This window comes from Reyranella sp. (assembly GCF_965279465.1).
Lineage (GTDB): Bacteria > Pseudomonadota > Alphaproteobacteria > Reyranellales > Reyranellaceae > Reyranella.
Genome location: NZ_OZ257242.1, coordinates 2,001,980 through 2,023,986, shown reverse-complemented (window position 1 = coordinate 2,023,986; position 22,007 = coordinate 2,001,980). Strand labels below are relative to the sequence as shown.

Sequence of the window (22,007 nt, the reverse complement as noted above, 5' to 3'; positions counted from 1 at the left end):
GACCTCGAGAATCTGTCCGCCACAATCGACACTCTGCCGATCACTCCATCCCGAGATAGATCCGCTGGACATCCGGGTTGTCGGCCATCGTCTGCGCCGGTCCTTCGAGCACCGTACGGCCCACCTGCAGAACATAGGCATACTGAGCGGCCTCGAGCGCCAGGTCGACCGACTGCTCGGCCAGCAGGATCGTCAGGCCCTCTTTGTGGAGCGTGGCGAAGCTGTCGTACATCGTGTCGACGATGGCGGGAGCGAGGCCCAGGCTCGGCTCGTCGAGCATCAGCAGCTGCGGCTCGCTCATCAGCGCCCGGCCGACCGCCAGCATCTGGCGCTCGCCGCCCGACATCGTGCCGGCGCGCTGCAGGCGTCGCTCGGCCAGGCGCGGGAAGACGGCGTAGACGCGCTCGAGCAGACGCGGGATGCGGCTCCTGTCGGCGAGCGGCGTGGCGCCCAGCATCAGGTTGTTCTCGACACTCTGCTGGGTGAACAGCCGCCAGCCTTCGGGCGACAGCGCCAGCCCCTTGCGCACGATCGCATAGGCCGGCTGCCCGGCGATGTCCTCGCTACCGAAAGTGACGCTGCCTTTCGAGACCCGGGCGATGCCGGCGATGGCGTTGAGTGTCGTGGTCTTGCCAGCGCCGTTAGAGCCGAGCAGGGCCACGACGGAACCCTTGGGCACTTCGAGCGAGACGTCGGCCACGCCGATCAGGTCACCATACTTGACCTCCAGGTGCTCGATCCTGAGCAGCGCGGTCATGCGTGCCGTACCTTGCGGCGGCCGAGATAGGCTTCAATCACGGCGGGGTTGCTGGTGACCTCGCGCGGCGTGCCGCGGGCGATCTCGCGGCCCTGGTGGAACACCACCACCCGGCTCGCCAGCGAGACGATCACCTCCATGATGTGCTCGACGATCACGATGGTGATGCCGCCGCCATGGACGCGCTTCACCAGCTCGATGGCGTCACGCACCTCGGTCGGCGTCAGCCCGGCCATGGCCTCGTCGAGCAGCAGCGCCTTGGGCTCGGAGGCGAGCGCACGGGCAATTTCCAGCCGCTTGCGGCCCGGCGTGCCGAGGCTCCGGGCAGGGGTGTCGATCATCGGGCCGAGGCCGACCCGCTGCAGCACATCGCGCGCCTTTGCGCGCGCGTCGCGCGCCTGGGGATGCCGCAGCAAGGCGCCGATCATCGCGTTGTCGAGAACCGACATCGATTCGAAGGTCAGCGGCACCTGGAAGGTGCGGGCAAGACCGAGTGCCGCGCGCGCCTCCGGCGGCAGGCGTGTGACGTCGGCGCCGTCGAAGGAGACCGTTCCTGACGTGACCGGCAGGTCGCCCGTAAGGCAGTTGAAGAAGGTCGACTTGCCCGCGCCGTTGGGCCCGATCAAGCCGAGGATGTCACCCTCCTCGACCGATACGGAGGCGTCGTCGACCGCCTTGAAGGCGCCGAACGCCTTGACAACGTTCCTTGCGTCAATCAGCACGGTTCACCTTGCGGCGCGCGAGCAGCGACAGCAGCCCGCTCGGCAGGAAGCGGGCGATGATCACGATGATCGCGCCATAGACCACGAAGGTGAGGCCGGCGCCCTGTCCGCCCAGCAGGCTGTTGGACAGCTCCTCGAGCGGCACCAGGATCAGCGCGCCCACGAGTGGACCGAACAGCTGTCCCGCGCCGCCGAGGGCGGCCATCACCACCATCTTGACCGAGATCAGGATGCCGAAGCCGGACTCCGGATCGACGAAGCCGAACATGCAGAGATAGAGGGAGCCCGCGAGCGAGGTGAAGGCGCCGCTCAGCATATAGGCGTAGAGCTTGTAGCGGCCGGCCGAAACGCCGAGCGAGCGAGCCGCACGTTCGCTGTCCTTGATGGCACGCAGGTAAAAGCCCATGCGACCCCGCTCGATTGCCCAGGTCAGCCACAACAGCAACAGCAGCACGGTAAGGAAGATATAGTAGAACGGTGTCGCCGAAAGGAACGACAGATCGAAAACGGTACGCGGGATTGCCGGACCGCCGAGGCCCTGCGCACCTCCCAGGAACTCGCTGGTCGATGACAGCACCCTCACCAGCTCGCCGACCGCGATGGTCGCCATGCTGAAATAATGGCCCGAGAGGCGCAACGTCGGCACACCGATCACCGCAGCGAGCAGCACCGAGAGCGCCATGCCGAGCGGTGCGCCGGCGATCGGCGGCCAGCCGAGATGGGTGTAGACAACGACCGCGGAATAGGCGCCGAAGCCGAAGAACACGGCGTGGCCGACCGAGACCTGGCCCGCATAGCCACCGACGATGTTCCAGGCCGACGCGCCGATCGCGCCGAGCAGCACCAGTGCGCCCAGCCGTTCGTAGACCGGCAGGCTCTGGACCAGCAGCGGATAGACCAGCGCCAGCGCCAACAGCGCGCCCGGGATCAGGAAGCGGTTCACGCCTTGCCCATCAAACCCTGTGGCCGGAACCACAGCACGAGCACGAACAGGATGTAGACGATCACGTCCTTGTAGACCGGCCCGACGAAATAGGCCGACAGCGATTCGACCATGCCGATGATCAGCCCCGCGACCAGCGCGCCCAGAACGCTGCCGAAGCCGCCGAACGAGACGGTGACGAAGGCGAGAATGGCCAAGGTCTCGCCGACCGTCGGCGAGGTGTAGAAGAAATTGGCGATCAGCGCGCCGGCGATGCCGGTCGCGGCACCCGCCATGCCCCATGCGAGTGCCTGCATGCGCTGCGGCCGGATGCCCATGAGCTGCGCCGCCGTCGCGTCCTCCGACACGGCGAGCATCCGGCTGCCCACGGCGGTGCGGGTCAGGATGAAGTGGAGCAGTAGCGTGATCGCCAGCCCCATCGCACCCGCCAGCACGCGCGAGCCCTCGAAGCGCAGGCCCATGAACACGAAGGAGCCGCCGACGAGAGTGTCGGGCAACGTCTTGAAGTTGGCGCCGAAGTACCAGAAGGCGGCGTAGCGCAGGAACAGCGCGAGGCCGAACGTGCCCAGGATCTGGGCCAGCATTGGGCCTTTCATGATATGGCGCACCAGCAGGAAGTAACTCAGCACGCCCAGCGTCGCGATCAGCATCGCTGCCACCGGAACGGCGGCGAACGGCCCGCCGCCCAGTGCCGTCCAGACCATCACGGCGCTGTACATGCCGAGCATGACGAAGTCGCCGTGCGCGAAGTTCACGACGTTCATCATGCCCCAGATCAGCGTGAGGCCGGACGAGAACAGGGCGTAGACCGCGCCGAGCAGCAAACCCGACACGATCACCTGCACCAGGGTCAGCGACATGCCGACGGCTCCGCGCCCTTGCCTACACAAAGACAGTGATGTGCTGGGAGCGCGGCTCTCCAGAGCCGCTCATGGGGTGTCGCAGGCCGAAGAAGAGCGGCTCTGGAGAGCCGCGCTCCCAGCGACCTGAGGAGGAGCGGAGGAAACATTCTACGGAAGCAGTTCGACGCGAAGCCGCCCACTCACCAGCCCTTGTACGGCAGGATCACCTCGGCGGTGGCGCGGTCCTTGGGCGCGATGGTGACGTACTTGCCGCCGCGCATCTGGGTGACGACGCTCGCCGCCTTGACGTTCTGGCCCTTGTCGTCGAACTTCACGCCGTCATATCCCGCGACCATCTGCTCGGCCGGCAGGTCGGTCGCCTTCAGCGCCGCCTGGATCCTGGCGGGCTCGGTCGAGCCGGCACGGTTCAGCGCATCGGCCAGGACCATGAAGGCCTGCAGGCCGCGCACCGACACGTCGTCGAGCTCGTCGCCGCCGGTCTTCTTGACGTACAGCTTGTTGAACAGGTCGGGCACGCTGCCCGGCTTGCCGGGCGAGAAGGCCGAGCGGTTGATCAGTCCCTCGACCTGGCTGCTCATGTTCTTCACGAAGGCCGGGTCGTTGAAGCCCGCATTGTCGGCGATCAGGATGCCGGGCTTCCAGTTCAGCTCCTTCATCGTCTTGGTGTAAAGGATCGCATCCGACGTATAGGAGATGAAAATCAGCACGTCGGGGTTCTTCTCCTTGAGCTGCAGCACCTGCGGCTGCACGTCCGAGGAATTGGCCGAGTAGGGAATCTTCAGCCCGACCTTGAAGCCGTCCTTGGCAAACTGGTCGACGATGACGCTGCCGACCGAATTGCCGTACTCGGTGTTCTCGTGCACCAGCGCGATGTTTTCGGTCTTGAGGCCCGCCGCCTTCTGCGCCGTGAGGAACGCCGAGTAGGCGCGGGCGAAGTCGAGCGCCACCGGGGTCACGCGGAAGAACCACTTGAAGCCGCGCTCGGTGAGGTTGGCCGCAACCGATTCGCCGTTGACGAACGGGATGCCGTGGCGCTCGGCGATCGCCGAGGCGGTCAGTGTGATGCCCGACTGGTAGGCGCCGATCAGCGCGGCGACCTTCTCCTCGGTGATCAGGCGCAGCGCCTGGTTCTGGCCGGCCGCCGGGGTGCCCTGGTTGTCGGCAAAGATGAGCTGGATTTTCGCATTCTTGAGCCCCGGCAAGCCACCGCCCTTGGCCAGCGGAATGAACTTGGCGAGATCTGCGTTGCCGTTGTTGATGACGTCGGCGCCGACCTCGTAGGCCATCTTGGAATAGTTGCCGGCGGTCGCCGAATTGCCGCTCAGCGGGTAGATGACGCCGATCTTCACCGTTGCGTCCTGGGCCATCGCCGGCCGGCCCAAACCGGCCGCCAGCGTCGCAGCGCCCACCATCGTCGTCCGACGCGTCGTCTTGATCATGCGTTTTTCCCCAGAAGAAGCTTTCTTTTCCCGTGCCGAAAGATTGGCACGGGGCCCCGCCCTTTAGCAAACCCGGTATCGCTCGATCGCCACCGGATCGAGCTCGATGCCGAGCCCCGGCCCCTCGGGCAGCAGGACGTGACCGGCCTCTAGCGTGAGCGGTTGCTTCAGGAGCTGGGTGCGCAGCGCGTTGTCGCTCATGTCGTATTCGAGCATCTGCGGCCACGGCGGGTGCGCCGTATGCGGCCCGCGCGGCAGCGCCGCAATGAAATGCAGGGCCGTCGCCAGCCCCACCGCCCCGCCCCAGACGTGCGGCGCGACGCGCAGGTTGGCCGCCTGCGCCAGGACGGCGATGCGCTTTGCCTCGGTCAGGCCGCCGGCCGTCGGGATCGAGGGCTGCACGATGTCGATGCAGCGGCCGTCGATCAGGGCGCGGAAGTCGCGCACGGTGTGGTGCGCCTCGCCGGCGGCGATCGGAATCGGCGAACGCGCGCGCAGCTCGGCATAGCCGCGCAGGTCGCCCGGCGGCAGCGGCTCCTCGATCCAGTGGATGCCGAACGGCTCGATCGCGCGGGCACATTCGAGCGCCACGTCGGGCGTATAGGCGCCGTTGACGTCGACCAGCAACAGCTTGTCCGGACCGAGTACCTCGCGGCTCTGGCGCACGCGTTCGACGTCACTTTTGATACCGCGGCCGATCTTGATCTTGGCGCCGGCATAGGGATGACCAGCCGCCTCGGCCAGCATATGCGATAGCTGGCGGTCGGGATCGTCGGAGAAGAATCCGGTCGAGGCATAGGCCGGGATGCGCGTCGTCCCGCAGCCGCCGATCAGGTCGCAGACCCGGATGCCGAAGCCGCGCGCGACGGCGTCGAACAGCGCCACGTTGATGGCGGCCAGGGCCGCGGTGAGCTGGTTGCCGACGCCCAGGTGATACATCGAATTGCGGATGCGGGCTTCGATGTGCTCGAAGTCGAACACGCTTTGACCGACGAACATCGGCTCGATCATGCGGAAGTATTCGCGCGTGACGAAAGGATTGCCGAAGGCTTCGCCGATTCCCTTCACGCCCTGGTCGGTCTCGATCTCGACCAGCCCGCCCTGCCGCCGATTGCCGCCGCCACGCGACATGCCGTAGGCCTTTTCCGGCGGGAAGACGTATTCGAGGCCAATGAAGCTGAGACGGCGGATGCTGGGCATGGCCGCACTCTGACGTAGTATCCGCGAACGGGGAAGGTCGCTGCGTGACCCGCTCTCTATCGCCGCCTGGCAGCCCATCAGGGAAAGATCATCGGAGCGCGCCACTGGAGTGGCGCGCTCCGATGAGTGCTAGGATGCCGGCCAAAGCGAACTGGAGCGAACGTTCATGACTGCCATCCCCAAGACCCACCGCCGCGTCGTCCTCGTGAACCGTCCGCCGGGCGAGCCGGCCGAATCCGACTTCCGCGTGGAGGAGGTGGCGATGCCCGAGCCGAAGCACGGCGAGGTGCTGGTCAAGGTCGCCTATCTCTCGCTCGATCCCTATCAACGCGGGCGCATGCGCGATGCGGCGTCCTATTCGGCGCCGGTCGGGCTGGGCGAGGTGATGACCGGCGGCATCGTCGGCGAGGTGGTGAAATCGAGCAATTCGCGTTTCGCCGTCGGCGACATCGTCGAGGACCGGCTGGGCTGGCAGGAATACGCGATCGGCGGCGCGGCCTCGATGCGCAAGGTCGATGCCGCGCTGGCGCCGATCTCGACAGCCAATGGCGTGCTCGGCATGCCGGGCATGACCGCCTATTTCGGCCTGCTCGATGTCGGCCAGCCCAAGCCGGGCGAGACCATCGTGGTCTCGGCAGCGTCCGGCGCGGTCGGCCAGGTGGTGGGCCAGATCGGCAAGATCATGGGCTGCCGGGTCGTCGGCATCGCCGGCGGCGCGAAGAAGTGCACGTTCGTGACGGACGAGCTCGGCTTCGATGCCTGCATCGACTACAAGGCCGAGAAGGACCTCGACGCGGCGTTGCGCGCCGCCTGCCCCAACGGCATCGATGTCTATTTCGACAATGTCGGCGGCGAGATCACCGACGCCGTGCTGCGCAACATCAACTTCTTTGCGCGCATCGCGCTGTGCGGCTCGATCTCGCAATATAACGCCACCGGCCCGTCGATGGGCCCGCGAATGCTCGGCACCTTCGTTGGCAAGCGGGCGCGCGCGCAGGGCTTCATCGTCACCGACTTCGCCGGCCGCTACGAGCCCGCGATGCGCCAGATGGGCGAGTGGATCAGGAGCGGCAAGCTGAAGTACCGCGAAGACGTGGTGCAGGGCATCGACAAGGCTCCGCGCGCCTTCATCGGCCTGCTGCGCGGCGAGAACTTCGGCAAGCTGCTCGTGAAGATGTAGGAGGGTGCCATGAGCTACGATGCACCCTTCGCCGGGCTGAAGGTCGTCGATCTCAGCCAGGGGATCGCCGGCCCCTATTGCGCCATGCTGCTCGCCCAGCATGGCGCCGACGTGATCAAGGTGGAAGGCATCGGCGACGGCGACTGGGCACGCACGCTCGGCGTCTACTACGGCAGCCACTCGGCCTTCTCGATCATCGGCAATCTCGGCAAGCGCAGCCTCTCGGTCGATCTCAAGAATGAGGCCGGCAAGCAGGTCGTATGGCGGCTGCTGCAAGGCGCCGACGTCTTCCTCGAAGGCTTCAGGCCGGGCGTCATCAAGCGGCTCGGCTTCGACTACGAGGCCGTGTCGGCGCGCGAGCCGCGCATCCTCTATGTCTCGATCTCGGGCTTCGGCCAGAAGGGACCGCTCGCCGAACGGCCGGCGATGGACCCGGTGCTGCAGGCCTACACCGGCCTGATGGCCGAGAATCGCGGCGAGGACGGCATCCCGCACAGGGTGCCGGTGATCGTGGTCGACATGTCGACCGGCCTCTATGCGTTCCAGGGCGTGTCGGCGGCCCTCTATGCCCGCCGCGACGAGGCGCGCGGCCGCTATATCGACGTGAGCCTGATGCAGGCCGCGACGGCGCTGCAGTCGATCCGCCTGATGGGCTCCTATCTCGAGGGCGGCGCGATGAAGCCCGGCGGCGTGCCGGGCGGCGTGTTCAAGACCGCCGACGGCTGGATGTCGATCCTGGCCCTGAACGATCGCGACTGGCGAAGCCTCTGCCAGGCGATCGACATGCCGGCGCTGGCCGACGATCCGCGCTTCACCACGCCCGCGTTACGACTCGCCAACGATGTCGCGCTCTACGCCATCATCCGTCCGGCGGTGGCCGCGCGCCCCTCGGCCGAGTGGAGCAAGCGGCTTACCGAGGCACGGCTGATGCACGAGCGGCTGAACAGCTACCTCGATTTCATGGAGCAGCCGCACGTGAAGGAAACCGGCCTGATCCAGTGGCTGGCGCAGGCCGGCCTCGACCGGCCGGTGCCCGTCCCCGCCCTGCCCGGCATGCTGCCGCAGGCCGACGGCTCGCCGCGCGGCACAGCACCCGTGGCGGGCCAGCACACACGGGCGATCCTGGCCGAGCACGGCTACGGCAGCGCGGAGATCGACGCGCTGCTCGCCCAGGGCGTCGTCGCCGCCGCATGATCACTCGGCTCGATCCCTCGCAATACCGCCGCACGCCATGGAAGAACGGCGGCGGCGTCACCGTCGACATCGCCGAGCAGGGCGATGTCTGGCGCTTCGGCCGTACACCGATCACCGCAGCCGGGCCTTTCTCCGACTATTCCGGCTTCGACCGTCTTCAAGTCCTCGTCGCCGGCCGTGGCCTGGTGCTCGACACACCCGACGGCGAGATCGACGTGCGCACCCCGTTCAAGCCCGTGCGCTTCACCGGTGAAACCCGTATCGTCAGCCGGCTTGAAGCTGGTCCCGTCGAGGTCGTGAACCTGATCGGCGCCCGCGACAAGGTAAGGCTTGCACTCGATGTGCTCACGGCCGGCAGCACGCTCAACATCGAAGCCGGCACGCACCTTGCCTATGCCGCTCACGGAGACTTGACTCTGGAAGTCGACGGCGCACCGCTGGACCTCGCGCTCGATCACGCCTTGCGCGTCGAAACCTCGAGCCCGTCGATGATCGCCTGCACGGGCGGCGTGCTTTTGCTGGGGAGCGTCATATGCGTATAGCGGTCGTGGGCGCCGGTGGCGTCGGGGGCGGATTTGGAGCGGCGCTGGCCAAGGCTGGCGCGGACGTCACCTTCATCGCGCGCGGCGCGCATCTCGCGGCGATGAAGGACAAGGGCCTGCGAATCGAGGGCGGTCGCGGCGAGACCCATCTCATGCCGACCCGCGCAACGGATGATCCGAAGACGGTCGGACCCGTCGACTATGTGCTGTTCTGTGTGAAGCTCTGGGACGTCGAGAGCGCCGGCGAGCACATCAAGCCCCTGGTCGGCCCCGACACCGCGGTGATCCCGCTGCAGAACGGCATCGACGCGCCCGAACGGCTGCTGCCGATCCTCGGGCCGCAGGCGGTGATGGGCGGCGTGGCACAGATCAGCGCTTCGATTGTCGAGCCCGGCGTGATCCGCCAGGTCGGCACCTTCATGCGCATGCTGTTCGGCGAGCTCGACGGCAGCCGCAGTCCGCGCGGCGAGGCGCTGCTGGCGATGTGCGGCAAGGCCGGTTTCGACGCGGTGCTGTCCGACCAGATCGTCACCGAGCTGTGGATGAAGTTCATCCTGCTCGCGACCAATGCCAGCCTTCTCGCGCTGGTTCGCCAACCGATCGGCAAGGTGCGCGACGATCCCGATCTGAAGCAGCAGTGGGCGTCCGCCTACAACGAGGTGATCGCGGTCGGCAAGGCGCGCGGCGTGAAGCTCCCGGCCGACGCGCTCGAGCGGGCGCTGGCCTTCAATGACAGCGCGCCGCCGGCGATGAAGCCATCGATGGCGCTCGACCTCGAGCGCGGCAACCGCATCGAGCTGCCGTGGCTCGGCGGCAAGGTGGTCGAGCTCGGCCGCCAGCTCGGCGTGCCGACGCCGAGCCATTCGCTGATGTACGCCGCGCTCAAGCCCTACGTGATGGGGACACCGGCATGATGAAGTTGCCGCTCGTTGCGCTGCTGGTCTTCGCGGGCCTTGGCGCGGCGTCGGCCGATACTCTGAAGGTCCTCACGGCCGGAGCCTTCAAGCCGGTGATGATCGACTTGATCCCCGGCTTCGAGAAGCAGACCGGGCACAAGATCGTGGTGATCAACGACACGGCCGGAGCGCTCAAACAGCGTATCCGCACCGGCGATCCGTTCGACATCGTGATCGCCCCGACGACGACACTCGAGCCGCTGGCTGCCGAGGGCAAGGTGGTTGGCGAATCGGTGATGCCGTTCGGCAAGGTCGGAATCGGCGTCGCCGTGGCGCTGAGCGCCCGGCAGCCCAATATCGGCAGTGTCGAGGGTCTGCGCCGCACCTTGCTTGACGCGCGCAGCGTCGCCTATGTCAATCCCTCCTCCGGCGGCACCAGCGGCATCCATGTCGAGCGTATGTTCCAGTCGATGGGCATTCTCAGCGACATGCGCCGGAAGGCTGTGCTGGCCAACGGCGGACTTGCCGTCGAGAAGGTGGCGCGCGGCGAGGCCGAGATCGCGCTGCAGCAGGCCAGCGAGTTGCGCCTCGTCCCCTCGATCCGCTTCGCCGGCATGCTGCCGGAGGGCGTGCAGAACTGGACGATCTACGCAGGCGCGGTGAGCCCGGCGGCTCAGACCAAGGACTCTGCGCTCCTGTTGATGTCGATCTTCGCCGATCCGAGCATCGATCCGCTGTTGAGGAAGCGTGGGTTGGAAGCGCCTTGATCACTTTCAGATAATGATCCGAAACAGGCAGACGCTGCGACTGGGGCTTTCCCCCTCCGCCCTTCGGGCACCTCCCCCGTCGGACGGGTGAGGCCGGGTGGGGGAAGGCGACGTGGCCGTTCTCTCCAGCTAACCTTTCTTCAGCTCGGCGACCGCTTCGGTCCAGGCGCCGATCGTGTGGTCGATGTCGGCGCGGGTGTGGGCCAGGCTGACGTAGTACTTGCTCTCGCCCTTCATGATGCCGCGCTCGCGCAGGGCCTTGTTGAAGCGCGTGGCGATCGCCTTGTCGCTTTTCAGCGTGTCGCGGTAGTCCTTGGCCGGCTGGTCGGTGAACAGCACATCGAACAGAGGCGGCTCGCCGATCACCTGCGCCGCGATGCCGGCCTTCTTCAGGAGACCGTCCAAGGCGGCCATCAGCTCGCGGCCGGTGGCGAAGACCTGCTCATAGGCGCCGGGGCGCTTGAGCACTTCGAGGGTCGCGAGCCCCGCGATCGAAGCAACCGGATTGCCCGACAGCGTGCCGACCTGGAACAGGTAGTCCTCGTCGGCCATCGCCAGACGGTCGAAATGCGCCATGATGTCGGCGCGGCCCGCGATCGCGGCGAGCGCGAAGCCGCCGCCGACGATCTTGCCCAGGGTGCAGAGGTCGGGCGTGACGCCGTAGTATTCCTGCGCGCCGCCATAGGCGAAGCGGAAGCCGGTCACGACCTCGTCGAAGATAAGCGGAATGCCATGTTCCTGGGTGATCTTCCTCAGGCCCTGCAGGAAGCCGGGCTTGGGCGGCAGCAGCCGCTGGAACGGCTCGACGATCACGCCGGCCAGCTCGTCCTTGTGCTCGCGGATCAGGCTCTCGACCATCTCGAGATCGTTGAACGCCGCGACCAGCATCTCGTCGGCGACGCTCTTGGGGATGCCGGCCGAGTCGGGAATGGCGCGCGGGAAGTTTCCAGGATTCTTGGGCGCCATCGACATCAGCGCGTAGTCGCTCATGCCGTGATAACCGCCCTCGAACTTCAGGATCTTGTCGCGCTTCCGGAACGCCCGGACGGCGCGCATCGCATAGAGATCGGCCTCGGTACCGGAGCAGACGAAGCGCACCTGGTCGGCGCAGGGCACCGCATCGACGATCGCCTTGGCGAGCGCGATGCCATGGCGGTTGTTGCCGAAATAGGTCGTGCCGTGCGGCAGCTGGCTCTGCACCGCCGCCGTCACCTCGGGATGGGCATGGCCGATGAACATCGGGCCGGAGCCGAGCAGGAAGTCGACATATTCCTTGCCGCGCTCGTCCCAGATCCGCCCGCCCTGACCGGAGCGCAGCAAGACCTCGGCGGGCATGTTGCCGAAGCTGCCGCCCGGCAGGACGCGCCGGGCTTCGTCGATCAGGTCATCGACGGGGTCGAGGGCGGTCTGGACGGTCATGAGGAACTCCTACTCGATAGGGACGAAGATCGAACGGCGCATCTTGCCTTCGACGGCCTTGGAGAAATGGCCCTTGCCGTGGGTGTCCTCGACCAGGAAGACCTCACCGGGGCCGATGACGCGCTTCTCGCCGTCGCTCGCGGTGATCTCCACGGCGCCGTCGAGATTGATGATGTACTGCCGGCGCGGTGCGGGATGCCAGGAATAGTCGTAGGTGCCGGGCGTCTCACGGAAGATGATCCCGGTGGCCGGGAAGGTCGCCGAGGTCTTGCCGCCGGGGCCTTCGTTCTTCCATTCGATCTCGATCTCACGGAAGTGAGTTTCGCCCTTTTCGTCGACATATAGGTTATGGATGCGCATGATTTTTTCTCCCGCTGTTCGTTTCCGGCCGCGAGCTTAGAACGAAACCATGTTCGAGGAACCCGTTGAGGCCGTCATTTTCGACATGGACGGTACGCTGATCGACAGTGAATCGGTCTACATCGCCGGCATGCAGGACGCCGCCCGCACCCTCGGCCTTCCGCTGCCTATCGAGCTATGCCACGCGATGGTCGGCGTGCCGTCGCTCGAGTGCAATCTGATGCTTCAGGAGCACTATGGCGCGGGCTTCGATCTCGCCGTGTTCCGCGGCCACTTCTCGACCAGCGTGCAGCGCCAGATGAGCGAGCGCGTCCCGGTGAAGTCGGGCGTGGTCGAGCTCCTCGACTTCCTCCGGGACCGGGGATTGCCGCTCGCCATCGCCACGTCGGCGGGCCGGGCAACCGCAGAGCGCAACCTGGGCCGCGCGGGACTGCTGGACCGGTTCGCCGCACTCGCGACGCGCGACGACGTCGAGCACCCCAAGCCGGCGCCCGACCTCTATCTCGAAGCGGCTAAGCGGCTGGGCGTGGCGGCAGAGCGATGTGTCGCGTTCGAAGACTCCAGCATCGGCATCATCGCCGCCCACGCCGCCGGCATGCGGGCGGTCATGGTCATCGACATCCTGCCGCCGACCGAGGAGGCGCGGGCCAAGTGCTTCCACATCGCCGAGGACCTGCATGAAGTGCTGCGACGGATGAACGGCGGCACGTAGGCAGGTTCATACTCATTGGACCGCGCGCATCCTTGCGCGCTCATGATGTAGCGCATTCATAGGTGCGTATGAGCGCGCTGGAAGCGCGCGGTCCAACGAGCTTAGAATTTCTCGACCCACGGCCGGACCTCGACCTCCCAGCTCCACGCGCTGCGATGCTGCTGCATCGTGGCCCAGTAGGTCTCGGCGATGGCATCGGGATCGAGCAGGCTGTCGGGGTTGTCTCCCGGCACCGGCCGCGCGGCGCTGCGGATGCCGCCGTCGATCACGAAATGCGCGACATGGATGCCCTTGGGGCTGAGCTCGCGCGCCATCGACTGCGCCAGACCGCGCAGGGCGAACTTTCCCATCGCGAAAGTGGCCGAGAGAGCGAAACCCTTCACGCCGGCGGTGGCTCCCGACAGCAGGATCGCGCCCTCGCCCTTGGGCAGCATTCGCCTGGCGGCCTGTTGGGAGACCAGGAAGGCGCCGAAGGCGCTGACCTCGATGGCACGCTTCACGTCTTCCGGCGGCAAATCAACCAGCGGGCCACGCACCCGGGCGCTGGCGTTGTAGACCACAACGTCCGGCGCGCCGGATTTCGCCTCGACCGCCTCGAACAGGGCCGCAACATCCTTCGGATCGGCGGCGTTGCATTTGTGAACGGCTGCGCCCGTCTCGCCGGCCAGTGCCGAGAGCTTGTCGGTTTGGCGGGCGGCAATGGCGACGGCGAGCCCGTTGCGGGCAAACAGTCGCGCAAGCGAGGCGCTGAGCCCGGGTCCGGTTCCGACAATCAGCGCAGAGCGGTATTTCGGCTTGTCCATCAGTGGTGCCCTCATTGCTCGGGTAGCAAGTCCGGTATAGGCTAAACCTTGTCGACGGAAAGGACTTTCCCATGGACAGGATCGCAGTCGCCGGACGTATCGACGTTATCTCCGATGTCATCTGCCCCTGGTGTTATATCGGCAAGCGCCAACTCGAACGCGCCCTCGATATCCTGGAAAGAACTCACAAGCAGCACTTCACCGTCGCCTGGCATCCCTTCCAGCTCAATCCCGAGATGCCAGCCGAAGGCGTCGACCGCGCCAAGTATCGCTTGGCCAAGTTCGGCAGCGCCGAGCGTTCGCGGCAGATGGACGAGCGTATCACCGAGACCGCCGCGGGCGTCGGCATTGGATTCCATCTCGACAAGCTCACCCGCACGCCCAACACCTTGAAGGCCCATCGCCTGATCCGCTTCGCCGGCCAGAAGGGCGCGCAGGACGGCGTGGTCGAGGCGCTGTTCGACGCCTATTTCTGCAACGGCGCCGACATCGGCGACGACAAGGTCTTGGCCGACATCGGCCAGCGCGGCGGCCTCGAATACGACGCGGTGCTTGCCATGCTGGCGGGCGACGAGGGCAAACGCGAGGTGCTGGCGGGCGACCAGATGGCGCGCAACTGCGGCATCAACGGCGTGCCGAGCTTCGCGCTTCAAGGCCGTGTGCTGTTCTCCGGCGCCGTGCCGGCCCGCGAAATGGCGGACACCTTCCATCGCGCCTGGGAACTGCTGAAGAACAAGGCGGCGTAAGCTGCCATCCCGAGCGAAGCGAAGGACAGCATCGTCATTGGTCCAATGACGATTACCGCGACGGCCCTCGCCCGGTCGTTATCATGGGCGAGGCGAGGGGGCCCTTCACGTTGATCACGAAGTCCGATTTCGTCTGATCGTTACCGCTGTTGATGCTGACAACGGTGTCGGTGGTCGCTGCCGTAAGGCTGGTGCTGCCGGCGATGGTCGCCGTCGTGCCGGCTCCCGTCACGGTCGGGTTTTGCAAGGTCACGGCGCCGCCGCCGATTGACATCTGGCCCTGGATAGGATTCTGCCGATTGACGAAACCCCGCAGCATTGCCGAGATGAAAGCCATGTCGTCGCTGAAGATGCTGCCGACGCTGGTGGCGAAGCGCGCAAAGTCGATCGAGCCTTGCGTGACGGCGGGATAGACGTAGCCGCTCAGGCCCGCCGTCGCCGTCAAGTTGTCGCGGATCTCTTCGGGAGATTTGCCCTGCGCCTTGAGCTGGATTCCCATGGCGCTCAGCTTGCCGTCGATCGAGAGGCTGAGATTGGGATTGTTGAAATTGTTGGTGCCTGCCGTGCCGCGCAGCATCTCGCCGACATAGATGCCTTGCAGGGAGCCCGTCATGTCGACCATCACGGTCTGTCCCGAGGCATCGACGGTGCCGGTGAAGTCGACCGCACCGCCGTAGAATTGCCCGGTGAGCTTGGAGATCTTCAGCACGCCGTTGCGCAATGTTGCCTCGAGGTCGGCATAGGTGACGTTCAAGGACGCAATGCTCGTGGCGCTGGTCTCGAGCGAGATCGTCGCGTCGAAGGCCTTGAGGCCCGACAGGTCGATCGGCTTGCCGGTGGCCACACCTGGTTTCCGAATCGCAAGCGGCGCGGCGCCCGCGGCCGGCACCACGGTGGCAGGGGTTCCAGGTGCGTCCGCAGAGACGCCCAGCACCTGATCGACATCGAACGTCCCCGGCACCCGCCACTTGACGGTGATGTTCGGACGCATGCCGAGCGTGGCCGCCAGCGAGCCCTGGGTCCTGACCCCGAACGCATCGAGCTCGCCATCGAAAGTTGCCTGCTTGTCGGTGCCCTTGAGCGTACCATTGGCCCCGATGGCGCCGACGCTGGTGGTGGGCGCGCGGCCGGCCGCGACTGCGATCAGGCGACCCGCGTCGGCCGTCCGGAGAGAGAAGCTCGAGAAATCGTAGCTGAATGCATCGCCCAGCTTGAGCGCGCCCGTGGCAACTGCGGTCGAGCCCAGCATCGACACGGTGGCGTTGCGCAGGCTGAACGCATCGAACGTGCCGGCCACGCCGCCGCTCGCCGAGGAGGGCCCGATCTTGCCGTTGATGAACTTCGGCAGCTGCGCGTAGGCGAGCAGCTTCTCGGTGTCCGGCATGGTGGCGTTGAAGGTAAGATCGAAACGCGGCTGCCGGGCGAAATCGACAACGCTGCCCTTGAGGTCGATCTTCGCACCCAGCAGGTCGGCGACCTTGACGCCATCGAGGGTGAGAAGGTTGCCCTGCACCGTGCCGTTGGCCTCCACGCCGTTCAGCGTCTCGCTGCGATAGATGAGCTTCGCGATCCTGGACTTGAGCTGCAGCTTCGGCGTGGACTTGTCCGGCGCTGCACCAGGCTTGGTCGGCGGAACGGCGTCCACGGCATCGGCTGGGGCCGACACCACCGGCGCGCTCGATTTCGGCATGTAGGCATCGAGGTCGAACCGGTCGACATCCAGCGTCGCCGACAGCGTGAACGGCGGACCGAACGTCAGCGATCCGCCACCCTTGGCCGGCTGGCCGTCGAGTTCCAGCGTCGCATCGGTCACGTTGACGCTGCCGGCAGTCGAGGCGGCCTTGCCCTTCACCGACAGGCTGTGGAGCTTGTCCTCGGGCACGCCGCTCGCATCGATCGCGAGCCAGGCCAGCGTGTCGCGCAGCTTGCTGCCCGTCAGGGTGAAGGTGCCCGCCCCTTTGCCCGCGGCATCCACCGCCGCATCGGCCTGCACGAGCATCTCGCCCGGCAGCACCGCCTCGAGGCGAGGTACAGTGATTGCGCCGTTGCGGACCTGCAGCGCCAGAACGAGATCGCGGATCGTGCCCTTGCGAAAGGTCGTCTCGCCGACGTCGAGATCGAGATCGACGCCGAGCTGCGGCGGAAACGGCGACAGGCTGGCGGTCGGCGCCGCGGGCTTGGCCGCAGTCGCCGGCTTGGCCGGCGGGGTCGAAGGTGTCGTCTTCGGCAGGAACACGCCGGGCTGCGCCAGAAGCTCCAGCCACTTGTCGAGATCGACCTGGCGCAACGACAGCTTGCCCTGCAGCGACGGCTGCTTGCCGTACGCCAGCGCCAGCGTGCCGGCCGCCGAGTCGCCGCCCAGCGACGCCTTGAAGTCGTTGACCGCGAGGCGGGTCGGCGAGATTTCGACGCCGCCGGTGAAGGCGAAGCTGCCGACGACCGAAGAATCGAAGGCAGGCATCGCTTCACCGATCGCGCGCAACAGCGCCGCGATGAACTCTGTCAACCCGCCGGTCGTCACCTCGAGTTGACCGCTGATCGTCGCATCGGACGCGATCGCGCTCGTCCGGCCATCGAAGGACAGGTGCCCGTTCGGGACCTTCACCGCGAGCTTGGCATCGTTCGCGCCATCGTCTCTCGGCGCATTGACTGAAATCCCGAGCGACAGCGGCACGCCGTTGACGGTCGCGGTGCCGTCGATCGAGAACGGACCCTTGAGCGAGCCGACCGAGGCCGTGGCCTTGACCTGCTCGGCCCTGATCGTCTTTTTGGTCAATGGATTGGTGTAGCTCAGCGTCCCGTCGACGATGTCGAGCTTGCCGACCGCCAGATGCAGGCCCTCGCTCGGTGCGCCCGCCGCCTGCTCGGCACCGGCGCCCGGCTTGAACTCCCAGTTGGGCACGCCGTCGGCATCGGCCTCCAGCACGACGACCGGCTTGTACAGGATCAACCTGCCGATCTCGACCCGGCCCTGCAGGAGGGCCGACCACGACGGCGAGGCGCCGATCCATCGCACCTCGACCATCTGGGCGCCCGTGCCGCCGACCGCATTGGCGAAATGGACGCTGCGGGCACTGACGCGCGGCACGGGCAGCAGGGTCAGCTTGAGCGGGCCGTCGATCACCAGCTCGCGGCCGGTCGCCCGCTTCACCGCGTCGGCCAGCGCCGGCTTGTAGCTCTCGACGTCGAGAAGGCGCGGCACCGCATACGCCGCGCCCAGGAGCGGCACGACAATGGCGGCGATGATCAGGAACGGCTTCAGTCGCAAGCGCATGGCGTAGCTAAACGTTGGCGGACCGCATTAAGTTCATTGATTCGAGCGACACGCCAGACGCTTTCACCGCCACTGCCGGTTTTCTGCCCTGTCCCGTCATCCCTCCACCTCCTCAGCCGAGCTCGTAGCGCCGCAGCAGACGGTAGAGCAGCGCGACCGGGATCAGGGTCACCACGATCAGGGTCGAGGCGGCCGCCGTCGCGATGCCGGCCCCTCCGCCTTCGAGCGCCTGGAACATCACCACCGTCATGGTACGCCACGGGCCGCTGTAGAGCACGACTGTGGCGCTCAGCTCCGACGCCACCGTCACCCAGGTCAGCACCACGCCGCTCAGGATGCCGCCCAGCATCAGCGGCACGACTATGCGCAGGAAGGTCTGCAGCGGCGAGCGGCCGAGGCTGATCGAGGCCTCCTCGAGGGATACGTCGATCTGGTGCACGATCGCGCTGGCCGAACGCACCGCGAACGGCACCTTGCGGACCGTGTAGGCGAGCACGAGGATCAGAGGGCCGCCGGTCAGGATCACCGGGCCGGCGTTGAAGGACACGACGAAGCCGATGGCGAGCACGGTGCCGGCGACGGCAAAGGGCAAGGTCGCCACGACATCGAGCACGGTCGCCACGCCAGCGCGGTAGCGCGTCACGACGTAGCCGATCGGCACGCCGATCAGGGTCACGCACAGCGCCGCCGCCGAGGCGAAGGCCAGCGTGTTCACCAAGGGACGCAGGTCGCGGTCGAACAGGGTGGCGAAGTTGGCGAGGCTGAAGTTGCCGTGCAGCACGGGGCCGCGGAATTCGAGGAACGACAGCGCGACGATGGCGAAGAACGGCACCAGCGCCAGCAGCACGATCGTCCAGCAATAGACCGTCGCCAGGATCCGGAAGGCCGGGCCGATCTTCAGGATGGGCGGCGCCTGCCGCGCGTTGGTCGCGAAGCGGCGCGACGACAGGAAGCGGCGTTGGACCAGCAGCACGAGCACGGTCGTCAGGATCAGCAGGGTTGCCAGCACGCCGGCGGAGGCAGGGTTCGGTGCGGTCTCGCCGATGAACAGCTTGAAGGCCTCGACCGCGAAGATCGGCAGGTCCTCGGCCAGCACGAAGGGCACGCCGAAATTCTCCAGGGTCTCGATGAAGACCAGCAGCGCGCCGGCCAGGATCGCGGGCAGCACGATCGGCAGGATCACCGTGCGCACGGTACGGCCGGGCGAGGAGCCGAGGCCCTGCGCGGCCTCCTCGATCGACACGTCCACCGCCTTGAAGGCCGCGACCGTGGGCAGCAGCACGTAAGGATAGAGGGTCAGCGTGTAGACCAGCACGATGCCGCCCGCGCCGTAGATCGAGCCGATATTCAGGCCGACCCCCTGGAGTGCCTTGGTGACGATGCCGGAATTGCCGAGCAGCAGCACGATCGCGTAGGCGCTGACGAAGGACGGCAGCACCAGCGGCATGGCGGCCAGCGCCAGGATCGCCGCCTTGCCCGGGATCGGCAGGCGGGCCAGGGCGAAGGCGAGCGGCACGGCGAGCACCGTGGTGATCACCGTGGCCGCGGCGCCGATGCCGAGCGTGTTGACGATTGCGGCGCGATAGAACGGGCGGCCCAGCATCTTGACGTAGTTGGCGAAGGTGAAGGACTGCCCTTCCGAATCCAGCAGGCTGGCGCCGAAGACATTGAACAACGGGTAGAGCAGGAAGACACCGAGGAACAGCAGGCCGAGCGCCGCGATCGCCAATGGCAGGCGCTGCTGATGCGGCACCGCGAGCCTCACGGAACGACCGTCAACCGCGCCGTATCGAAAGCGAGCGAAACGACGGTGCCGACCGTCGGGGCGGAATGCGGTGCATCGAGGGTCGCCATCCGGATCAACGTGCCGTTGGCAAGCGTGGCATCGAGGCGGGTGAGCGGCCCCAGCATCTCGAGCCGGACGATCGTGGCGGCGAACCGCTGCCAGCCAGCCGGCGCCTCCTCGGCGAAGCGCAGGGCTTCGGGGCGCAGCGACACCCAGACCGGCGCAGCCAACCCGAGCTCCGTCGCCTTGACGAGATTGGTCGTGCCCATGAACTCGGCCGCGAAGCGCGACACAGGATGGCGATAAATGTCGACCGGCAGGCCGACCTGCTCGAGCCTGCCGGCGTTCATCAGGGCGATGCGGTCGGACACCGACATCGCCTCCTCCTGGTCATGGGTGACGTAGATCGCGGTGATGCCGAGCGACTTCTGCAGCCCGCGGATCTCGGCCCGCATGCTGACCCGCAGCCGCGCATCGAGGTTGCTGAGCGGCTCGTCGAATAGCAGCACCTGCGGTCGGATCACCAGCGCGCGGGCAATGGCGACCCGCTGCAGCTGCCCGCCTGACAGCTCGTGCGGCTTGCGCGCGCCGTAGCCCGCGAGCTGGACCAGCGCCAGGGCCTCGTCGACCCGGCGGGACTCTTCGTCAGCCTGAATCCGCCGAGCCTTGAGTCCATAGGCGACGTTGCCGGCAACCGTGAGGTTGGGAAACACCGCATAGTTCTGGAACACCATGCCGATATCGCGCCGATGCGCCGACAACCTGTCGATCCGGTGCTCGCCGAAGCGGATCTCGCCGCTGTCGAGCTCGCAAAAGCCGGCGATCATGCGCAGCAGGGTGGTCTTGCCGCAGCCCGATGGGCCGAGCAACGTGAAGAACTCGCCCTGTTCGATCGTCAGGTCGACGTTGTCCACTGCGAGGACGGAGCCGAAGCGCCGGCTAACGCCTTGTATCGTGATCCCGCTCATTCTCCTCCCCCGTAATCGGGGGAGGTGGCGGCGTAATCGCCGACGGAGGGGGAAGGCACCGGAGTTGGTGCGTCACACCCCCTCCGTCGCGGATTACCGCGCCACCTCACCCGCAAGCGGGGGAGGGAAGCTTTGAGCGAGGCGCCCACAATGATGATACCGGTCATACTCCGTCGTCCCGACCGGAGCCAAGCGCAGCGAGGCGGAGTGGAGGGACCTCTTCATGCAACGCCGGCCGGATTAAGCAGGTCCCTCGACTACGCTTCGCTTCGCTCGGGACGACGGGGCAATGGGTCATCTTCAGCGCGATTCCTGCAGGACGTCCTTGATCTTCTCCAGCGTCTTGGCGCGCTTGTCGGTCCAGCCGTCCTCGTCGTACTTGATGATCTTCACCGCCGACATCGACGGCATATCGCCCGGCAGCGTCGACAGATCGACGTCGCTGCGCGTCGGGCGGCGGAAGGTCGCCTTCAGGATCATCTCGCGCACGTCCTTGCGATTGATGTAGTCCACGAAGGCCTTGGCGGACTCGTTGTTCGGCCCGCCCTTGACGATCGCCACGCCCTCCATCGAGGCCGTGGTGCCGTCGGCAGGATAGACCACCTTCACCTGAGCGCCGCCCGCGGCCCACATCGGGCCGGCGTACTCGAGCGAGATGCCGAGCGGATACTCGCCGTTGCCGACGCCCTGGAAGACCAGCGACGAGCGGTTCAGCACCTTCAGGTTCCGGAACAGATCGCCGACCTTCTTCCAGCCGGCGTCGCCGCCGCCCCACAGGTCGACGAGCATGGTCACCGTCGCATAGGCGGAGCCCGAGTTGGCCGGATCGGTGAAGGCGATCTTGCCCTTCCACTTCGGATCGAGCAGGTCGGCCCAGCCCTTGGGCCCCTGGTCGGCCGGCACCAGCCTGGTGTTCTGCAGGATCACCAGCAGGTGCAGGTTGTTGCCGATCCAGAGATCGTCGGGATCGCGATACTCCGCGGGCGTGGCGTCCCTGTTCTTCGAGGCATAGGGCTCGAACAGCGCCTTGTTGGTCTGCAGCAGCGAGCGGCTGACGCCCCAGATGATGTCGCCCAGCGGCCGCGCCTTCTCGGCCTGCAGGCGGCGGATCACCACGCCCGATCCCGCAGCGACCGGTTCGACCTCGATCCCGGTTTCCTTCCTGAAGGCACCGAACACCAGGTCGTTCAGCGTGCTTTCGTTGGAGGTGTAGACGACCAGCTTCTTCTCGGCCTGCGCACCGCCGGCGCCCAGGGCGACAACAAGTGACACAAGCGTCACGAGCCAATGAACCTTCGACGTCTTCATTAAGGCTTTCCCGTTTGCGGTGCAGCGGCGATTTGAACCTGTCGCGTTCGGGCGAGCAATGTAGAATGTCGCCGCAACGACGCCGCAGCTCCCATTTGTCGGGAAACATGCGGCGCGATCAGGGAAGG

Annotated in this window: 20 protein-coding genes; 7 read left to right on the top strand and 13 right to left on the bottom strand. The window is 66.7% G+C overall.

Translation table 11 applies throughout. The features are described from left to right. Positions 1-40 precede the first annotated feature (40 nt). From ACQY8M_RS09885 to ACQY8M_RS09860, 6 genes are all read right to left on the bottom strand, one after another. Positions 41-757, bottom strand: coding sequence for an ABC transporter ATP-binding protein (locus ACQY8M_RS09885; protein ID WP_428671363.1), 717 nt, complete (start codon positions 755-757; stop codon positions 41-43). Next, a complete protein-coding gene (locus ACQY8M_RS09880) occupies positions 754-1,479 on the bottom strand; it encodes an ABC transporter ATP-binding protein (protein WP_428671361.1) in 726 nt (241 codons plus the stop codon). The genes ACQY8M_RS09885 and ACQY8M_RS09880 overlap by 4 nt, the downstream gene beginning before the upstream one ends. Continuing rightward, positions 1,469-2,422, bottom strand: coding sequence for a branched-chain amino acid ABC transporter permease (locus tag ACQY8M_RS09875; RefSeq protein WP_428671359.1), 954 nt, complete (start codon positions 2,420-2,422; stop codon positions 1,469-1,471). The genes ACQY8M_RS09880 and ACQY8M_RS09875 overlap by 11 nt, the downstream gene beginning before the upstream one ends. Beyond that, the gene (locus ACQY8M_RS09870) at positions 2,419-3,282 is read right to left on the bottom strand and encodes a branched-chain amino acid ABC transporter permease (RefSeq protein WP_428671357.1); all 864 of its coding nucleotides are present in this window, start codon (positions 3,280-3,282) and stop codon (positions 2,419-2,421) included. The genes ACQY8M_RS09875 and ACQY8M_RS09870 overlap by 4 nt, the downstream gene beginning before the upstream one ends. Positions 3,283-3,464: 182 nt before the next feature. Beyond that, the gene (locus ACQY8M_RS09865; protein ID WP_428671355.1) at positions 3,465-4,724 is read right to left on the bottom strand and encodes an ABC transporter substrate-binding protein; all 1,260 of its coding nucleotides are present in this window, start codon (positions 4,722-4,724) and stop codon (positions 3,465-3,467) included. A gap of 63 nt (positions 4,725-4,787) precedes the next feature. Beyond that, the gene (locus ACQY8M_RS09860) at positions 4,788-5,924 is read right to left on the bottom strand and encodes a mandelate racemase/muconate lactonizing enzyme family protein (protein ID WP_428671353.1); all 1,137 of its coding nucleotides are present in this window, start codon (positions 5,922-5,924) and stop codon (positions 4,788-4,790) included. 166 nt (positions 5,925-6,090) lie between these two features. Here ACQY8M_RS09860 and ACQY8M_RS09855 point away from each other — a divergent pair, with 166 nt between their 5' ends. From ACQY8M_RS09855 to ACQY8M_RS09835, 5 genes are read left to right on the top strand one after another with little or no spacing between them, the layout of a single operon-like run. After that, on the top strand, positions 6,091-7,104 hold the full coding sequence (locus tag ACQY8M_RS09855) for an NADP-dependent oxidoreductase (RefSeq protein WP_428671351.1): 1,014 nt from the start codon (positions 6,091-6,093) through the stop codon (positions 7,102-7,104). A 9-nt stretch (positions 7,105-7,113) separates the two neighbouring features. Continuing rightward, positions 7,114-8,298 carry a CaiB/BaiF CoA transferase family protein gene (locus ACQY8M_RS09850; protein ID WP_428671349.1) on the top strand — a complete coding sequence of 395 codons (1,185 nt, stop codon included), beginning with the start codon at positions 7,114-7,116 and terminating at the stop codon, positions 8,296-8,298. Continuing rightward, positions 8,295-8,840 carry a HutD/Ves family protein gene (locus ACQY8M_RS09845; protein ID WP_428671347.1) on the top strand — a complete coding sequence of 182 codons (546 nt, stop codon included), beginning with the start codon at positions 8,295-8,297 and terminating at the stop codon, positions 8,838-8,840. The genes ACQY8M_RS09850 and ACQY8M_RS09845 overlap by 4 nt, the downstream gene beginning before the upstream one ends. Further along, positions 8,831-9,754 carry a ketopantoate reductase family protein gene (locus tag ACQY8M_RS09840; protein ID WP_428671345.1) on the top strand — a complete coding sequence of 308 codons (924 nt, stop codon included), beginning with the start codon at positions 8,831-8,833 and terminating at the stop codon, positions 9,752-9,754. The genes ACQY8M_RS09845 and ACQY8M_RS09840 overlap by 10 nt, the downstream gene beginning before the upstream one ends. Beyond that, entirely contained in the window at positions 9,751-10,503 is a 753-nt protein-coding gene (locus ACQY8M_RS09835) for a molybdate ABC transporter substrate-binding protein (protein WP_428671343.1), read from the top strand. Before ACQY8M_RS09840 ends, ACQY8M_RS09835 begins: the two co-directional genes overlap by 4 nt. A 129-nt stretch (positions 10,504-10,632) precedes the next feature. Here ACQY8M_RS09835 and ACQY8M_RS09830 read toward each other — a convergent pair whose 3' ends face one another. Further along, a complete protein-coding gene (locus ACQY8M_RS09830; RefSeq protein WP_428671341.1) occupies positions 10,633-11,922 on the bottom strand; it encodes an aspartate aminotransferase family protein in 1,290 nt (429 codons plus the stop codon). A gap of 9 nt (positions 11,923-11,931) precedes the next feature. After that, positions 11,932-12,282: a hypothetical protein gene (locus tag ACQY8M_RS09825; RefSeq protein WP_428671339.1), complete on the bottom strand. Its 351-nt coding sequence runs from the start codon at positions 12,280-12,282 to the stop codon at positions 11,932-11,934. A 49-nt stretch (positions 12,283-12,331) separates the two neighbouring features. Between ACQY8M_RS09825 and ACQY8M_RS09820 the strand changes: the two genes are divergently transcribed. Beyond that, a complete protein-coding gene (locus ACQY8M_RS09820; RefSeq protein ID WP_428671337.1) occupies positions 12,332-12,994 on the top strand; it encodes an HAD family hydrolase in 663 nt (220 codons plus the stop codon). A gap of 101 nt (positions 12,995-13,095) precedes the next feature. Here ACQY8M_RS09820 and ACQY8M_RS09815 read toward each other — a convergent pair whose 3' ends face one another. Next, on the bottom strand, positions 13,096-13,797 hold the full coding sequence (locus ACQY8M_RS09815) for an SDR family NAD(P)-dependent oxidoreductase (RefSeq protein ID WP_428671335.1): 702 nt from the start codon (positions 13,795-13,797) through the stop codon (positions 13,096-13,098). A gap of 71 nt (positions 13,798-13,868) precedes the next feature. Here ACQY8M_RS09815 and ACQY8M_RS09810 point away from each other — a divergent pair, with 71 nt between their 5' ends. Next, positions 13,869-14,543, top strand: a complete 675-nt coding sequence (locus tag ACQY8M_RS09810) for a DsbA family oxidoreductase (protein WP_428671333.1) — start codon at positions 13,869-13,871, stop codon at positions 14,541-14,543. A 52-nt stretch (positions 14,544-14,595) separates the two neighbouring features. Here ACQY8M_RS09810 and ACQY8M_RS09805 read toward each other — a convergent pair whose 3' ends face one another. From ACQY8M_RS09805 to ACQY8M_RS09790, 4 genes are all read right to left on the bottom strand, one after another. Further along, positions 14,596-17,817, bottom strand: a complete 3,222-nt coding sequence (locus ACQY8M_RS09805; RefSeq protein ID WP_428671331.1) for an AsmA family protein — start codon at positions 17,815-17,817, stop codon at positions 14,596-14,598. Between the two features lie 112 nt (positions 17,818-17,929). Then, entirely contained in the window at positions 17,930-19,570 is a 1,641-nt protein-coding gene (locus tag ACQY8M_RS09800; RefSeq protein ID WP_428671329.1) for an ABC transporter permease, read from the bottom strand. Between the two features lie 8 nt (positions 19,571-19,578). Further along, positions 19,579-20,571: an ABC transporter ATP-binding protein gene (locus tag ACQY8M_RS09795; protein ID WP_428671327.1), complete on the bottom strand. Its 993-nt coding sequence runs from the start codon at positions 20,569-20,571 to the stop codon at positions 19,579-19,581. A gap of 300 nt (positions 20,572-20,871) precedes the next feature. Then, entirely contained in the window at positions 20,872-21,879 is a 1,008-nt protein-coding gene (locus tag ACQY8M_RS09790; protein ID WP_428671325.1) for an extracellular solute-binding protein, read from the bottom strand. Positions 21,880-22,007: the final 128 nt, after the last annotated feature.

Bases quoted from the DNA above. Each gene is read 5' to 3' on its own strand.
- ACQY8M_RS09885 (WP_428671363.1), bottom strand. From the start codon at position 757: ATGACCGCGCTGCTCAGGATCGAGCACCTGGAGGTCAAGTATGGTGAC.
- ACQY8M_RS09870 (WP_428671357.1), bottom strand. From the start codon at position 3,282: ATGTCGCTGACCCTGGTGCAGGTGATCGTGTCGGGTTTGCTGCTCGGC.
- ACQY8M_RS09865 (WP_428671355.1), bottom strand. From the start codon at position 4,724: ATGATCAAGACGACGCGTCGGACGACGATGGTGGGCGCTGCGACGCTG.
- ACQY8M_RS09860 (WP_428671353.1), bottom strand. From the start codon at position 5,924: ATGCCCAGCATCCGCCGTCTCAGCTTCATTGGCCTCGAATACGTCTTC.
- ACQY8M_RS09855 (WP_428671351.1), top strand. From the start codon at position 6,091: ATGACTGCCATCCCCAAGACCCACCGCCGCGTCGTCCTCGTGAACCGT.
- ACQY8M_RS09850 (WP_428671349.1), top strand. From the start codon at position 7,114: ATGAGCTACGATGCACCCTTCGCCGGGCTGAAGGTCGTCGATCTCAGC.
- ACQY8M_RS09845 (WP_428671347.1), top strand. From the start codon at position 8,295: ATGATCACTCGGCTCGATCCCTCGCAATACCGCCGCACGCCATGGAAG.
- ACQY8M_RS09840 (WP_428671345.1), top strand. From the start codon at position 8,831: ATGCGTATAGCGGTCGTGGGCGCCGGTGGCGTCGGGGGCGGATTTGGA.
- ACQY8M_RS09835 (WP_428671343.1), top strand. From the start codon at position 9,751: ATGATGAAGTTGCCGCTCGTTGCGCTGCTGGTCTTCGCGGGCCTTGGC.
- ACQY8M_RS09830 (WP_428671341.1), bottom strand. From the start codon at position 11,922: ATGACCGTCCAGACCGCCCTCGACCCCGTCGATGACCTGATCGACGAA.
- ACQY8M_RS09825 (WP_428671339.1), bottom strand. From the start codon at position 12,282: ATGCGCATCCATAACCTATATGTCGACGAAAAGGGCGAAACTCACTTC.
- ACQY8M_RS09820 (WP_428671337.1), top strand. From the start codon at position 12,332: ATGTTCGAGGAACCCGTTGAGGCCGTCATTTTCGACATGGACGGTACG.
- ACQY8M_RS09815 (WP_428671335.1), bottom strand. From the start codon at position 13,797: ATGGACAAGCCGAAATACCGCTCTGCGCTGATTGTCGGAACCGGACCC.
- ACQY8M_RS09810 (WP_428671333.1), top strand. From the start codon at position 13,869: ATGGACAGGATCGCAGTCGCCGGACGTATCGACGTTATCTCCGATGTC.
- ACQY8M_RS09805 (WP_428671331.1), bottom strand. From the start codon at position 17,817: ATGCGCTTGCGACTGAAGCCGTTCCTGATCATCGCCGCCATTGTCGTG.
- ACQY8M_RS09795 (WP_428671327.1), bottom strand. From the start codon at position 20,571: ATGAGCGGGATCACGATACAAGGCGTTAGCCGGCGCTTCGGCTCCGTC.
- ACQY8M_RS09790 (WP_428671325.1), bottom strand. From the start codon at position 21,879: ATGAAGACGTCGAAGGTTCATTGGCTCGTGACGCTTGTGTCACTTGTT.